The organism is Jonesia denitrificans DSM 20603 (genome assembly GCF_000024065.1).
GTDB classification, from domain to species: Bacteria; Actinomycetota; Actinomycetes; order Actinomycetales; family Cellulomonadaceae; genus Jonesia; species Jonesia denitrificans.
This window is the reverse complement of the sequence record NC_013174.1, coordinates 409,593-423,050: the sequence shown is the minus strand read 5'-3', so window position 1 is coordinate 423,050 and position 13,458 is coordinate 409,593. Positions and strand designations below refer to the sequence as shown.

At 58.8% G+C, this 13,458-nt stretch carries 11 protein-coding genes; 4 read left to right on the top strand and 7 right to left on the bottom strand.

Annotated elements, in window-relative coordinates:
• Window positions 1–189: 189 nt before the first annotated feature.
• Window positions 190–630 (top strand): DUF4190 domain-containing protein, encoded by a 441-nt coding sequence (locus JDEN_RS01975; protein WP_049754400.1) that lies wholly within the window; start codon window positions 190–192, stop codon window positions 628–630.
• Window positions 631–677: 47 nt separating this feature from the next.
• On the opposite strand, the gene JDEN_RS01970 is transcribed toward JDEN_RS01975, so the two are convergent.
• From JDEN_RS01970 to JDEN_RS12905, 7 genes are all read right to left on the bottom strand, one after another.
• Window positions 678–2,648: a glycosyl hydrolase gene (locus JDEN_RS01970; protein WP_049754399.1), complete on the bottom strand. Its 1,971-nt coding sequence runs from the start codon at window positions 2,646–2,648 to the stop codon at window positions 678–680.
• A 78-nt stretch (window positions 2,649–2,726) separates the two neighbouring features.
• Window positions 2,727–3,647, bottom strand: a complete 921-nt coding sequence (locus JDEN_RS01965) for an LLM class F420-dependent oxidoreductase (protein ID WP_015770692.1) — start codon at window positions 3,645–3,647, stop codon at window positions 2,727–2,729.
• Window positions 3,648–3,670: 23 nt separating this feature from the next.
• Window positions 3,671–4,945 carry a hypothetical protein gene (locus JDEN_RS01960; protein WP_015770691.1) on the bottom strand — a complete coding sequence of 425 codons (1,275 nt, stop codon included), beginning with the start codon at window positions 4,943–4,945 and terminating at the stop codon, window positions 3,671–3,673.
• Window positions 4,946–5,050: 105 nt separating this feature from the next.
• Window positions 5,051–5,860, bottom strand: a complete 810-nt coding sequence (locus tag JDEN_RS01955; RefSeq protein WP_143713220.1) for a hypothetical protein — start codon at window positions 5,858–5,860, stop codon at window positions 5,051–5,053.
• A gap of 160 nt (window positions 5,861–6,020) precedes the next feature.
• Window positions 6,021–7,328 carry a M15 family metallopeptidase gene (locus JDEN_RS12910; protein WP_049754398.1) on the bottom strand — a complete coding sequence of 436 codons (1,308 nt, stop codon included), beginning with the start codon at window positions 7,326–7,328 and terminating at the stop codon, window positions 6,021–6,023.
• 366 nt (window positions 7,329–7,694) lie between these two features.
• On the bottom strand, window positions 7,695–9,287 hold the full coding sequence (locus JDEN_RS01945) for an MDR family MFS transporter (protein WP_015770688.1): 1,593 nt from the start codon (window positions 9,285–9,287) through the stop codon (window positions 7,695–7,697).
• A complete protein-coding gene (locus JDEN_RS12905; protein WP_015770687.1) occupies window positions 9,284–9,934 on the bottom strand; it encodes a TetR/AcrR family transcriptional regulator in 651 nt (216 codons plus the stop codon). Before JDEN_RS12905 ends, JDEN_RS01945 begins: the two co-directional genes overlap by 4 nt.
• A 77-nt stretch (window positions 9,935–10,011) precedes the next feature.
• Between JDEN_RS12905 and JDEN_RS13780 the strand changes: the two genes are divergently transcribed.
• The 3 genes from JDEN_RS13780 (at window position 10,012) to JDEN_RS01925 (ending at window position 13,427) form a co-directional block, all read left to right on the top strand.
• Window positions 10,012–10,680: a TetR/AcrR family transcriptional regulator gene (locus JDEN_RS13780; RefSeq protein WP_015770686.1), complete on the top strand. Its 669-nt coding sequence runs from the start codon at window positions 10,012–10,014 to the stop codon at window positions 10,678–10,680.
• A 62-nt stretch (window positions 10,681–10,742) separates the two neighbouring features.
• The gene (locus JDEN_RS01930) at window positions 10,743–12,341 is read left to right on the top strand and encodes an MDR family MFS transporter (RefSeq protein WP_015770685.1); all 1,599 of its coding nucleotides are present in this window, start codon (window positions 10,743–10,745) and stop codon (window positions 12,339–12,341) included.
• 135 nt (window positions 12,342–12,476) lie between these two features.
• Window positions 12,477–13,427, top strand: a complete 951-nt coding sequence (locus JDEN_RS01925) for a DUF368 domain-containing protein (RefSeq protein WP_105597304.1) — start codon at window positions 12,477–12,479, stop codon at window positions 13,425–13,427.
• Window positions 13,428–13,458: the final 31 nt, after the last annotated feature.

The following is a 13,458-nucleotide window of genomic DNA, read 5'->3' as shown; positions in this document are numbered from 1 at the left end:
CCGCTGGTAGCGTCCACCCATGGGACACAGGACGCGCATCTCACCATGTGAAAGGGTTAGGCGCATAACGTTCGATGGATAACACTCCCCGTTCTGTGCTCTTGTGTCTTTCGCCCCGTGAGGAGAGAGTGTTCCTCGGCAAACAACTACACCTCACAGGTGAGAACCAGTTACGCTTGCTCAGACAGAATGACCATACCTTTGTGGGAGATTACCGTGTCGCAGGACAACCCTTACGCACCAAAAGACAACAACGACTCCAACCCCTACGCGCAGCAGCCCGCTGACCAACAGCAACCGTACGGGCAAGCCCCAGCGCAGCCCTATGGCCAGGCACCCGCGTACAACGCGCAGCCTTACGCGCAGCAACCCTACGGCGCACCCCAGCAGACCTCCGGTCTTGCCATCGCCGCACTGGTAACCGGCCTTTTGGGTACCGGACTCATTGCGATCATCCTTGGTCACCTTGCTCTGCGTGACGTGAAAAACAACAACAAGTCCGGTCGCGGCATGGCTTTGGCTGGCACAATTCTTGGCTACGTCACCGCCGTCTTCGTGATCTTGTGGTTCGCGTTCATCTTCTTTGCTGCGTCTCAAGGCGCCTTTGACGCTGACCTTTCGACGTACTAAATCACCCTGACGGCGTGACTCCACGGTGACACTGTGACCCTATGTCTTCAGTTCACGTTCGTGTGAGCCGCAACCCAGGCGAACAGCCACGACCGTGAGTTCCCGTCGTCAATCCGGTCTTCAGGCAGGGCGCGCACTGTTTCCAGTGCGTGCCCTGCCTGTTCTTGTCCTGCTAACGCCTGGTACATGAGTAAGTAATCACCGTGCTCAGTGTCAAAATCTTGGTAGTACCCCAGCACATCATCAAGGTTCTCTGCGATACGGTCAGCGTCGGCAGCAACATGGGCAACCGGGGTAGGCATCGGCAGGAGCATGGTTCCCAGCAGCCCTGAGGGTTCCCCGTTGAACCAGGTGGCATAGTCGTGCTTCGCTCCCCATACCAGAGGAACAATAGGGTGTTTGTATCCGCGTCGCACTGGGTCGTCGCGGTCGATATTGAGCCAGTAGGTGGCCGCGGATTGGGTTTCCAGAGCAAGAAGCCAGGTAGCCAGGTCGAATAGTTCTTGGTCATCAGTCACAGTGGCCCGTGCCGCTAGTGCATTCCATGCGTTGAGGGCCTCGCACACCGATTGTTGGTTGTTCCCTTCATCAAACGGCGCCGTACCAGAAGCCCAGGAATGCCCCTTATAGACATCCACAGCACGCAGCAGCGGGACGACAGCAGAAGTTTTGTGGTGCGCAATATCAGCAATGAGCGCGTTGATGACAGGTGCCATCACTGGGACGAGGTCCCGGTGATGGTGAGCCAAAGTCGCCGCGGCGTGAATGAAGTATCCGTAGTGAACGTGGTGGTCATTGAACTCGTCCGCCCCAAACGACGCGTCAACCCCGATAACCCCCTTCCACTGGTCGTCATACGCAAAGAAACGGTGATCGTAGCGTTGCGCACCATCAGGGTGGAGCCAGCGCACAAGGTTCGCTTCAACCTGGGTGCGGTATTCCGCTGCGCCCACGACCTGGAATCGCTCAGCGAGAGTGACAAGGTTCGCCTGGGCGTAAAGAGCTTTACCCGCGTAATACGTGTCAGTGGGTGCGCGCGGTGGTTCGTTGATGTCCGCGGTGATGAGAGTGATCAGTTCGTCAACATCAGCGGCAGGCACCGAGGTCAATGGGTGTGCCGACGCCTCTCGTGGGCGGGGTGTGACCCAAGTAAAGTTCTTTGCCGAGGTGAGCGTGGTCGTCCCTGACACAGTGCTGTAGTGGCCCAGGACATCATCAGTGGTGGGACCGTGGTGGGGCATTCGTACGACCGCAACGGGACCGTTTTCGCGGGCGATATAACGAACTGCAGTGGCGACGTGGGTGTCGTGGACTGACGCTGTCACCTCAGTGCGTTGGACCGGATAGGCAGCATGCGTGGCAAGGCGGGTGATGGTTTCTTCGACGGTGCGCCCCGGTGCTGGTTCGTGCGGAAACCCGATGAAGGACACAAACTGGCCCGCCGCGAGACGAACTGTGCGCGCCGCAAAGGCACCAGTGGTCACCAGCCCGTACGCACGCCCCTCCACTGTTGCTGTGGCACAGTTTTCAAACCGCCAGGAAAACGACTCAGACATGACAACGTCGTGGGCAATTTCTGCTGTGTAACTGACATAGGGAACGCCCTCAGCAAGAACCACTTTGCCAAGGACGCGCCCGGACGCATTGAGCATGTCAATGGTGATGGATGCCAGGTCACTGGAAGAAACCCGGTATGAGGTGGCCCCCACATTGACGTCAATGTCCGTGACCGCAGGACCGGAGATCGTGTGCCGCGATGTGGTCACCCGCGGTACCCCGAAGACAAACCCTTGCCCTGTTTGCATGTAGGACAACGGCATCGGGAACACCGGGTGAGGGGATCCGAACACCAACCCGGAATACCACCTGTTCGTGGGCGGAATCTGCCCGCGTGTCAGTCGAGTTGGTGGAAGGGGGGCAAGATTACGGATGGGAAGCTCATTGACTGCCAGTTCCCGATGCATGGCACGTCTCGACGGTTGGTGACCGGAGAGGTGGAATGGGGAGGTGGCGTTCATGTTCGAGACTCTATCTGTTGGGGCCCGCCTGAGACCATCAGGCGGGCCCGATGCTCACGATCTGTTCACTGTCCGTCCTCACGCAAAGGCAGGGACGACCTCGCGGGCAATAAGTTCTAAATGGTCAAGGTCACTTAAGTCAAGGATCTGCAGGTAGATGCGTTGCGCACCGGCGTCCCTGGCTTTGGCAACTGCCGCGATTGCTTGCGGAACAGTACCTGCAATGCCATTGCGACGTAGTTCGTCTGGGTCACGGCCGATCGCGGTGGCGCGGCGCTCAAATTCGGCGTCATCGGCCCCCACACAGGCAACAAATGCTGAGGAGTAGGTCAGTTCGTTGGGGTCTCGCCCCGCTTGCGTGCACGCTTCACGTACTCGGGTGAAGGTACCTTCAAGCTCCTCAAAGGCGATGAACGGAGTGTTGAACTCTGTCGCGTACCGTGCAGCGAGCGCGGGTGTGCGGCGTGGCCCTCCCCCACCAACAATCACGGGGATACGTTCTTGGGTGGGTTTGGGAAGTGCTGGCGAGTTCGTCAGCGTGTAGTGGTGTCCCTCGTAGGAGAATGACTGACCATCTGGTGTTTCCCACAGTCCGGTGATGACAGCAAGTTGTTCTTCTAATAGGGAGAACCGATGCGCGGGAAAAGGGACCCCGTATGCGGTGTGTTCCGCTTCGTACCATCCTGTGCCAAGTCCGAAGTCCACTCGACCTTGGCTCATCTGATCGACCTGGGCGACTTGGATGGCGAGCAGGCCGGGGTGGCGAAAGGTTGCGGAGGTCACCAAGGTGCCCAGGCGGATTGTGGAGGTTTCTCGGGCGAGCGCTGCGAGAGTGAGCCACGCATCGGTTGGCCCGGGTTGGCCGTTTCCTCCCATGGTGAGGAAGTGGTCGGAGCGGAAGAAAGCGCTGAATCCCAGGCGTTCGGTTGCTTGGGCGACGGCGAGGAGGTCGTCGTAGGTGGCGCCTTGTTGGGGTTCGGTGAAGATACGGAAGTCCACGGGTCTCCTTGGTTGGGGGCGGGCTATTGGGGGTCGGTGAGGTGGGTGGAGCGCAGGCGGCGGTCTCGCCAGGAGGACGGTGTCACCATGTCTGCGATGTTCACCGCGATGAGTGCAGCGCCAAGGAGTGTGCGTCCGGTGTGGCCGCGTCGTGCTTGTCGTGCGGTCCAGATTCCGATGAGCGCTGTTTCGAGGGTGTTGAGCGCGAAGAACATGGGGGGTCGGGTGATCCAGGCCCGGTGCATGCGTGCGTTGACAGTGTTTTCAGTGGGGAGGGTGGTCAGTGAGTCCCACAGGGCTGCGCCAAGGCGTTTGGGGTGGAACAGTTCAGCGGCGGGGAGGTCGTGTGGGTCTCGCCAGCCTTCTGCGACTTCTGCTGCTTCGTCGGGTAGCCCAAGAATACGCACGATCCCGGTGAAGGGGTCGTCGGGTGTCTCGGCATCAAGGATGGCGGTGAGTTGGTTGTGTTGTTCGGTGGTGAGTTCGTAGTGGGTGGCGAAGTCGTCGGCGTCTGCTTGTGGGGGTTCATAGTAGTCGAAGACGAGATCAACGGTGTCGAATTCTTCACCGGGCAGCGCGTAGTCGTCGATTCCGCGTGGGTCTACGTCGATCCATCGTGGCCCAAATTCGTGGACCGCCATGATCTGTCCACGGCGGGCTATGGTCACTCGCCGGGCTTGTCCTTGCCGTTCGAGGGCAAGGAGAGGAGTGAGGCTGCCTGTTGTGAGGATGTCTTCAAGGTTGGCGGCAGGGTCTGCGCCGGCAACAACACCTGTTGTGCCCTGGTGGGAGAACCAGATTGGGGTGTGTGCGGTTGCGGCAAGGAGCGGCCCCTCAGTGGACTCGAGGGTTCCAATGATTGCTCCGGAACGGAGGGTGACACTGACCCCTTCGAGGTGTGTTTGGGGGGCGCCACTTGGGATGTGGGGGTCGTTGGAGATGTGGCAGGCAGTGTTGAGTTCGTGGGCGAGGTGTGCGGCGACGTCGTCCACGTTCATGGTGGGCAGGTGTCCGTGGCGGGTGTTTTCGGTAGGTGCCCAGCGCAGGATTGCGCCATCTTCGGTGCCCAGTGTGCGGGCGAGGATCCACCCTGGTGATCCGATGTCTGCGCCATCGAGGAGTTGCGCGGGGATTGCTAACTCGAGGAGTGCGTCACCCGTTTCGTCCACGGTCACTGGTTCAAGGAAGTCGACGGCATCGTCGTGGGTGGGGGCTTGTTCACGCGGGTCGCGTGGGGCGATCGCAATAAACAGCGGGATGATTGTTTGCGGTGGGGTGTCGTGGTCAACCTCGAACATACTTCTAAGTCTTGCACTTTTTTTGGTGTGAAGTGGCAGGTTTGGCCGAGGGCGTGATGCTTGTCCTGCGCTCACCTGCATGTGAGAGTGAGGACGGACCGCGTTTTAGGGGTTCACGCAGTGTTGTGATTCCACGGGAACGACGATGTCTGGAGTTCGACCTTGGGCGATGTCTTCGGCAACAATGATTTGTTCTGAGGTGAAGCTGCCTGCATCGGGGGCGGTGTCGGGGTCTTTAGGTTTGACCATGAGGGAGACCACGGCTTCTTTCATGGCGGTGACCGAGGGGGTGGGCACGCTGGGGTCGCCGTGGGAGAAGGTCCGGTTCTCGTCTCGGATAAATGCGTCACTGTCGCATGCGGTGACCAGCACTGAGAGTGCTTCTTGGGCGGTGCGGTTGTCAGACCAAATTGTGCGGACCGCAAGGTCGGCGTGGGCGCGTGCGAGCGTGATTGCACGTTGGTCGGAGTCCGCGTTGTGAGCCCATTGTTCGTCAATAAGGATGAGACGTTCGTCGGGGTTGGCACAGGCAGGGCCGGTCTGGCAGGTGTCGTCAGCGTCGTAGCGGATGAGAACGTCAGCGAACGAGTACGTCATGGACAGGTAGGTGTCACGTACTTCTTGGAGTGCCGGGTCTACGTCGGGGGCTTCAGTGGCGTCTGCTTGTGCTTCAGAGTCACTGCGTGCCAGGGGTGCGGGCCCTAACTCTGATTCTTCGCTGGGTTGTTCGTCACGTGGTTCGGTTGATTCCATCATGACGGTGTCGGCTTCGTCTGCCGCGTAGGTTTGGGACGAGGTTGCCTGGAAAACACCTAGGACGGCGGCGAGCCCCATTCCGGTCAGGGTGAACGCAACAATGGCGAGAACCACGTAGTGGTTGACTCGGTAACCATTGCCGCGATGCATGGTACTCACCCTCTTGGTGTTGAGCGGGAAGCGGGGATGAAGTCACAGTCAGCAGACGAACCAGGACTTTGCCTTTACTTTACCTGCTTTGTGTGACGTCGTCATCTTTCTCATCGTCACTGGGTGCGTTTTCTTGACAAAAGATGCACAATTAGCGCCGGTAATCACCCTAGGAGCCGTCGGGGCGAACATATTCCCAGTGCCACGGCTCTTCTTTACCTTGTCCTGGTTGTGCCCAGTCGGGTGAGATCCACCCGTAGCGGCCACCGTTGCGCACAAGCCAGTTGCGTTCAGCGGTTCCCCATTGTGCTGCTGCGCCCTTGATGTCCACGGCTAGACCCCATCCGTGGTTGGATGTGCCGGGGGTGGCCGCCCAGAATCCTTTCGCGGCTTTGGTGGCGACTTGCGCGCTGTAGGAGCGGTAGGAGTCGGTGAGTCCAATGGAGTGTCCAAAGACTTTTGTGAACTCGGCGTTCAGTTCTTCCCACATCATGGCTGCGTCTGCGCGCAGGTAGTGTCCTGGAGCTGTGTCCAGTGACCGCAGGGCGCTCAGTGGGATTCGACCGTTTCCGTAGCTTGCGGCGTCATTGGCGAGGACGACTGCTTCTTCCCAGGCTTTGTCGCGCTCGGCTTGGGCGATACGTTCTTTCTCGGCGGTGATTTCCGCGACTGAGGTGACCTCGACGGTGGTTGCGAGGGTGAGGAGTTCTTCGACTTCGAGTGCGGCTGCGGATACTTGTTCTGCGCTGACGGGTTCGTCGGCGGCGTCGGTTGACTTAGCGGCGTCGGTTGACTTAGCGGCGTCGCGGGAGGTGTCTTCAGTGGGCTGTTCTGTTGGCGCGTTAGCGGTGTCCTCGGCTGTGTCGGCGTTGAGGATGTCGCCGAGGTCAACGGTAGTAACTTCTTCTGACACTGTGTTCACGCTGTCGCTGTCTGAGTCGCTGGCGTTTGTGTCGTTGTCTGATGTGTCTGTGATCGCCGATGCGTCGCGTTCGGTGGAACGGGATGCGGCGGCATGGCGGCCCACTTGCGCAGCTTGAGTAGCGCTTGTTCCCGAGTGGAGGCCTGCCGCTAACAGTTCGAGTTCAGCGGCAGCTTCAAGAAGTTCGGGGTCTGCTGCTTCTCCGAGGGAGCGTACCTGTGAGATGAGTTCTGCTGCTTGGATGACAGCGATGTCGTTCGCGTTGCGAGCTGGGGTACTAGGAGATTGTTCTGGTGTTTCGTTGCTGGCATCTTCTGCCCCCGGAACGACTGTGGTGTTGCCTGCCGCAGTGAGGATGGTGTCATCAGGGACGGGAACTGCGGTCGTTGCGGTGGCGATTGCCACAATTCCTGTGAAGGCAAACCCGGACACGGCGATCTGAGTGGCGAGTTTTGATTTCACCGCGATGATGGCGTTGTGGAGTTCACGGTTCGGGAAGTAGCTGGTCTTCCCTTGGTGACGCCCGTGCGGGCGGTGGCGGAGTGTCGTGGTCATGCGCGGGGTTTTACCTTCGTTCCTTGCGGCGTGAGGGCACCTTGGGGTACGGACAGTGAACAGCGTGGTGCGGTGCCGGTGCGGTGAACATCCAATGACCTGGCGGACGGGCAGAACTCCCCATGCCGGCTCATCAAGCGTAAACATAACGGTTTGATAAAGCCAACCCCCGTTGACTCACATCACACCGTCGTGCACCTGCATTCATGTCATCGGCACAACGGCACGCACCAATAAGGGACAAAGGTCAGCGCGCATCGTCACGTGAGCACATAAAAGCGGCGACCGAGTTTTTTCACCCGGCCGCCGCTCCTTCACAATGCTCTCTCAGGGCGCTTGCGTCACACTCTCCTCGCGATGCGTCTCCTAGCCTCGATCAGACTTACCCACCACGATCGCCCGCGCATCATCAAGCGAACGAGCCAACGGCTTCTCCCGCACGAAACACAACGTCACGGCAGCGAGAACCGCCAGTGGAACCAGTGACAAATAGATCGGCATCAACGCTTCGTTGTACGCAGACCGAATGACATCAGCAACTGCATCAGGCAACGTGTTGACCACGGCAGGGGTCAGACTCGACACTTCAACGCCGCCATCAATCCCACCACTGCCAGGTGCATCACCAACCCCTGACTTCGCCTGGGTGAGCGTGCTGACCAGCCGAGACGCAAACAATGAGCCCACAATGGCGGACCCTAGCGTTGCCCCCACCTGACGGAAGTAGTTCGTCGCAGCGGTCGCCGTCCCCACCACCGTCAAGGGGAACGAGTTTTGAACAATGATCGTCAAGACCTGCATGGACATTCCAAGCCCCATACCAATCACCGCCATGGCTCCACAGATGACGAGCAACGACGACTCAACCGTGACGGTTGACACCCACACCAAGCCGATCGCTACCAGAACGGACCCCACCACAGGGAACCATTTGTAACGTCCCGTCCGAGACATGAGCACGCCAGTGGACACCGAGGTCACCAGTAACGCAGCCATCATGGGGAACATGAGTAGCCCCGCAACAGACGCCGTGTAGCCCCCCGACATTTGTAAGTAGGTGGGCATGTACCCGATCGCGCCAAACATCGCGACACCAGTAGCGATTGCTGCGATCGTGGTTAACAGGAAATTGCGGTCTCGGAACAGGAACAGCGGCATAATCGGTTCGCTCGCCCGGGATTCCACCCACGCGAAGAACACTGCACCGAGCACGGCTGTGACCAGTAGCCCAACAACAACAGGGCTTGACCACGCATACTCGTTTCCTCCCCACGTGACGGCGAGAACAGCAGCGGAGGTAGTCACCGCAAGAACCCCCATTCCCAGCACGTCAAGCCGCACCGGGGCGTTAAGCTGAGGTCGCGGGACACGCATAAATGTTGCGGTTGCGGCGAATGCCAAGATTCCCAGCGGGATGTTGAGCCAGAACGCCCACCGCCAGCCCGGCCCTTCAGTGAGCCACCCGCCGAGCAACGGACCTGCCACTGAGGAGAACGCGAACACACCCCCCATGATCCCCATGTAGCGGCCACGGTCACGAGCTGGAATCACATCTGCAATAGCGGCTTGGGACAAAATCATCAGCCCCCCACCACCGACTCCTTGGATCACTCGCGCCACAATGAGCGCACCCATACTGGGGGCGAGGGCGCCGCACAGCGACCCGATCATAAAAATCGTGATCGCCGCGAGCAGGAGCGGTTTGCGCCCATACAGGTCAGAAACTTTCCCATAGATGGGCATCATGATGGTCACTGCAAGGATGAACGCGGTGATCACCCAGGACATGTGTTCCACTCCTTGCAGTTCCCCCACGATGGTGGGAAGCGCAGTAGAGAAGATGGTTTGGTTGAGCGAGGACATGAGCTGGGTGAGAATCAATCCCACGAACAGCAGGGTGATGGTGCGCTGGTGGTCGATCTGGGTAGTGCCAGTGGTGTCGTGTGCTGTGGTGGTCACGCTGGGAGGTTCACAATCTGCTTGATCGTTGTCAGGGACGCAGCGACCTGGTCGGTGGGGTCACTCGTAAGAATCGAGGGGTCTTGGGTGAAGGCGTGGCGGACAACTGCGCCGGCCAGTGCAGTCAGCGCCCTGCTGGCGTTGGGGCCGGTGGCAGCGAGTTGGTCCATTTCCGATGCGCCTACGAGGGTGTCGCCTGCGGCGAGAGCGTCGGTGATGGTGAGTTCACAGTGGTGCACGTGACGGTTGAGTCGACTACGAAGTTCTGGGTGGGACTCAAGGTGTTCTTTGCGTGTCACAAACGTGTCGAGGTCAACGATTGTGCTGCGAATGACGTGGATGAGGAGATGTGCTGTGCGCTCCAGCAGCGGGGCGTGAGGGTGTGCTGTGAGGACAGCACAGTCACCTTCGGTCAGGCACGGCGGTCTGATTCCGATGATGGCATCGTCTTTGGTGGGGAAGTAGTTGAAGAACGTTCGTGGTGACACTCCTGCATCCGCGGCGATGGCTTCAACGGTCACTGCACTGTGCCCACGGACAATCGCGTGGTGATAGGCGGCTTGGTGAATTGCTAAGTACGCTTCGCGGCGCCGTTTGGCGCGGTGTGTTTCAGGGTGGTGTGTCGCGGGATCGGGCGGTGAGGTCACCCTTCTACGTTATGCAGTTGTGCAAAATTGCACAACTGCATTTGCACGATGTTCGTCACAGTGCAATACTGCACTATGTGAACCAGAGTGCAATTACCGATGCGCCTCCCCCAACCAGCGTCAGCCATCGTGAGTCCAAGCGGGAGAAGACACGACTGTCACTGATCCGTCACGCCCGGCGCCTCACCGCCGAGCGCGGTCTTGGCGGGTTCACCATTGACGAGTTGTGCACCCAAGTTGGGGTGTCACGGCGAACGTTCTTCAACTATTTCGCGTCCAAAGATGATGCTGTGATTGGTGCCGCGCTTGGGGAATCTTGGGCAACTTATGCCACTGACTTTTGTAATACCAGCACACACCCGCGCCTTCTTGACGCACTGACCGCGCTGCTCACTCAAACCATGCGCACCATGCTGCGCGACGAACACACCCCTCAACACATGATGGAGTTGTTTGTTTCAGAGCCTTCCTTGTTTGCCCGCATGAAGGAACTCACCAACCAACGACACCGTGAACTTGCTGCCCTCATTCGGGAACGCGAGGGCCTCGACGACGGTGACGGGTTCGCTGAGGTCATCGCAGAGACACTGTCCCACGTTGCGGTGCACACTTTTTTTGAGTTCACCCATCGCAGCTGTGAAACAGGCGTTGCCCTTCATGAGGCGTCACCGGACCTCCATATGGCCGTATTTGAGGAAGCTTTCCGCACCAAGCTCACCTATTTATCCCGGCTTTTTCAGCAGTAGCTCCCCCAGCTGCACGGCTCCTGATTGATGTACGTGCTGCTCATTGTCACAGAAAGAAGGACATGTCTTCCTTGCCCGCAACTGATGCGTCCGCATCAGAACCTCAATTGGTGCTCACTCAACGAACCGTGTGGGTCATTTTTGCTGCGCTGATGTCAGCAATGTTTTTGTCCTCGCTTGATCAAACGATCGTGTCCACGGCGCAACCCACCATTGTGGGTGAGCTCGGTGGAGTGGCCAATCAAGCGTGGATCACCACCGCGTATTTGCTGGCCACAACCATTGTGATGCCGATCTATGGCAAGTTTGGTGACCGTCTTGGTCGGCGTAACCTGTTCCTTGCTGCCATCGCGATTTTCACGCTCGCATCCTTAGGGTGCGCATTGTCGGAAACGTTCTGGCAGTTTGTGGTGTTCCGTGCCATCCAAGGTCTTGGTGGCGGTGGGTTGATGATTCTGTCGCAGGCGATCATCGCGGACATCACCCCCGCTTCTGAGCGGGGAAAGTACATGGGTCCGATGGGCGCAGTGTTTGGGATCGCTGCTGTTGCTGGTCCGTTGCTCGGCGGTTTCTTTGTTGACCACCTCACGTGGCAGTGGGCCTTTTGGATTAATTTGCCTATTGGCGCTGCAGCTTTTGTTGTGGCGTTCAAGTTGTTGCGCCTTCCCTCCCACAAGACAACAACACCTGTTGATGTGCTGGGTGTGGTGTTGCTGTCAATCGCGACCACGTGCTTGATTTTCTTCACCGAATTTGGGGCAGACCGTGACCACGGGTGGAGTGACCCACTGACTTTGCTGTTCCTTGCTGGTCTCCTCGCGGCTGCGGTGGGTTTTGTCCTGACAGAGCGACGTGCCGCTGACCCCATTATTCCGCTCTCCCTGTTCCGCAACCGGGTGTTTGTCACGGCCACGTCCATCGGTTTCGTCTTGGGTCTGGGCATGTTCGCGGCCTTGGCGTTTTTGCCAACGTTCTTGCAAATGTCGTCGGGTACCTCAGCTGCGGTCTCGGGGCTCCTGATGATCCCCATGATGGTGGGAATGATGGGAACATCCATCGCTTCAGGTCTTGCGATCACTCGAACGGGTCGGTACAAGAAGTATCCGATCGCCGGGACGATCCTCACCCTGACTGTCATGGTGACCATGTCCACCCTTCAGGGTGACACTCCCCTGTGGCTGATTTGCGTGTACTTGTTCTTCTTTGGTGCTGGCCTTGGGCTCGTCATGCAGGTTGTTGTTCTTGTCGTCCAAAACGCTGTGGGGCCACATGCGGTGGGGACCGCCACATCGACGAACAACTACTTCCGTGAAGTGGGGGCTGCACTAGGTGTTGCAGTGTTCGGGTCCTGGTTTACCAACCGCCTTGCAGACAACCTCGGCAAGGTGTTCCTCACCGCCGGGTACACCCCGTCGGAAGCAGGAGAACTGGGAGCCTCTATCCGCCCCGAGTTGATGAACCAGCTTCCCGATGCGGTCCGTCAGGGAATCATTGATGGGTACGCCGATGCGCTGGCTCCGGTGTTCCTGTACATGGCACCTTTCATCGTCGCGGCGATCGTGCTCGCTGTTCTCCTTCCTGAGATCAAGCTTTCTGACGAGGCAGGTCTTGTTGCTCGCGGTGAAGCAGTTGACGGCCGCGTCACAGCATCAACACACTGATCATCCACAGCGCAGAGCGCACACCCTGTGAACAGGGTGTGCGCTCTACGCTGTTCACGTGAAGAAAGGGTAAATCTCCACCAGCAAGACGGTAGGGTAAAGCCTGAAAACGACGGAGGAATGATGGCGACACCCATGACACCCACACCAACACCCGCACCACGGCGCAACATCATTGGCGACTTCATTCGTGGTGCACTCATTGGCCTGGTGGAAACAATCCCCGGTGTTTCCGGGGGAACAGTTGCCCTCATCACTGGGATCTACGAGGACGTCCTTGAATCCGGGAATGAGGTCATTGCAGCCCTGCGTGCACTGATCACCGGCCCAACCCGCGCTGAGCTGTTCCGTTATCACATGTCACGTGTCAACTGGCGCTTGGTCATCCCAGTTCTTGTCGGGATGCTCACCGCTGTCTTCACTCTTGCCGGCCCTGTGTCCTCAGCAGTGGAAAACCACCCAGAAATCACACGTGCCTTATTTTTCGGTCTCGTTGCAGGGTCCGTGTGGGTTCCTATCCGACTCGCTGGCTCAGGGTTTACCGTGCGTGAAGGAATCATTGGTCTGGCCACCGCCGTGGCCACGTTCCTTCTGCTTGGGTTACCAGCAACTCAACTTGAGCCCACCGGGTGGATGATTGTGCTTGCCGCATCCATCGCCGTGTGCGCACTCCTCCTGCCTGGACTTTCCGGTTCCTTCCTCCTTCTGACTGTCGGTTTGTACCAGCCCACACTCCAAGCAGTTGATGACCGCAACTTTGGTTATCTTGGCTTGTTCATGATCGGTGCCCTCGTTGGCCTCGTTGTCATCGTCAAAGCTCTGCGTGTCCTGCTTCACCGGTGGCACCGGGAAACGATGATCGCACTTGCGGGTCTTATGGTTGGTGCGTTGCGGACGCTCTGGCCGTGGCAGCACGATGAAGGTCGCGGCCTGATGGCCCCCGGTGACAACTGGGTGTCTCTCACCGCGATTTGTCTTGGCGGGGTTGTTCTAGTGGCCATCACGCTGGTGATCGATCACCGCATCCAGTCACGCGCTCTCAAGAACACTGCCGCTGCAGAGCCTGCGCAATCACCAGCGCTCTAGCCCCAGACACCCAGGTGAACTGACCACTCAC

Excerpts from the sequence above, each read along its gene's own strand:
- JDEN_RS01975 (WP_049754400.1), top strand. The coding sequence starts at position 190 with ATGACCATACCTTTGTGGGAGATTACCGTGTCGCAGGACAACCCTTAC.
- JDEN_RS01970 (WP_049754399.1), bottom strand. The coding sequence starts at position 2,648 with ATGAACGCCACCTCCCCATTCCACCTCTCCGGTCACCAACCGTCGAGA.
- JDEN_RS01960 (WP_015770691.1), bottom strand. The coding sequence starts at position 4,945 with ATGTTCGAGGTTGACCACGACACCCCACCGCAAACAATCATCCCGCTG.
- JDEN_RS12910 (WP_049754398.1), bottom strand. The coding sequence starts at position 7,328 with ATGACCACGACACTCCGCCACCGCCCGCACGGGCGTCACCAAGGGAAG.
- JDEN_RS01930 (WP_015770685.1), top strand. The coding sequence starts at position 10,743 with ATGTCTTCCTTGCCCGCAACTGATGCGTCCGCATCAGAACCTCAATTG.
- JDEN_RS01925 (WP_105597304.1), top strand. The coding sequence starts at position 12,477 with ATGACACCCACACCAACACCCGCACCACGGCGCAACATCATTGGCGAC.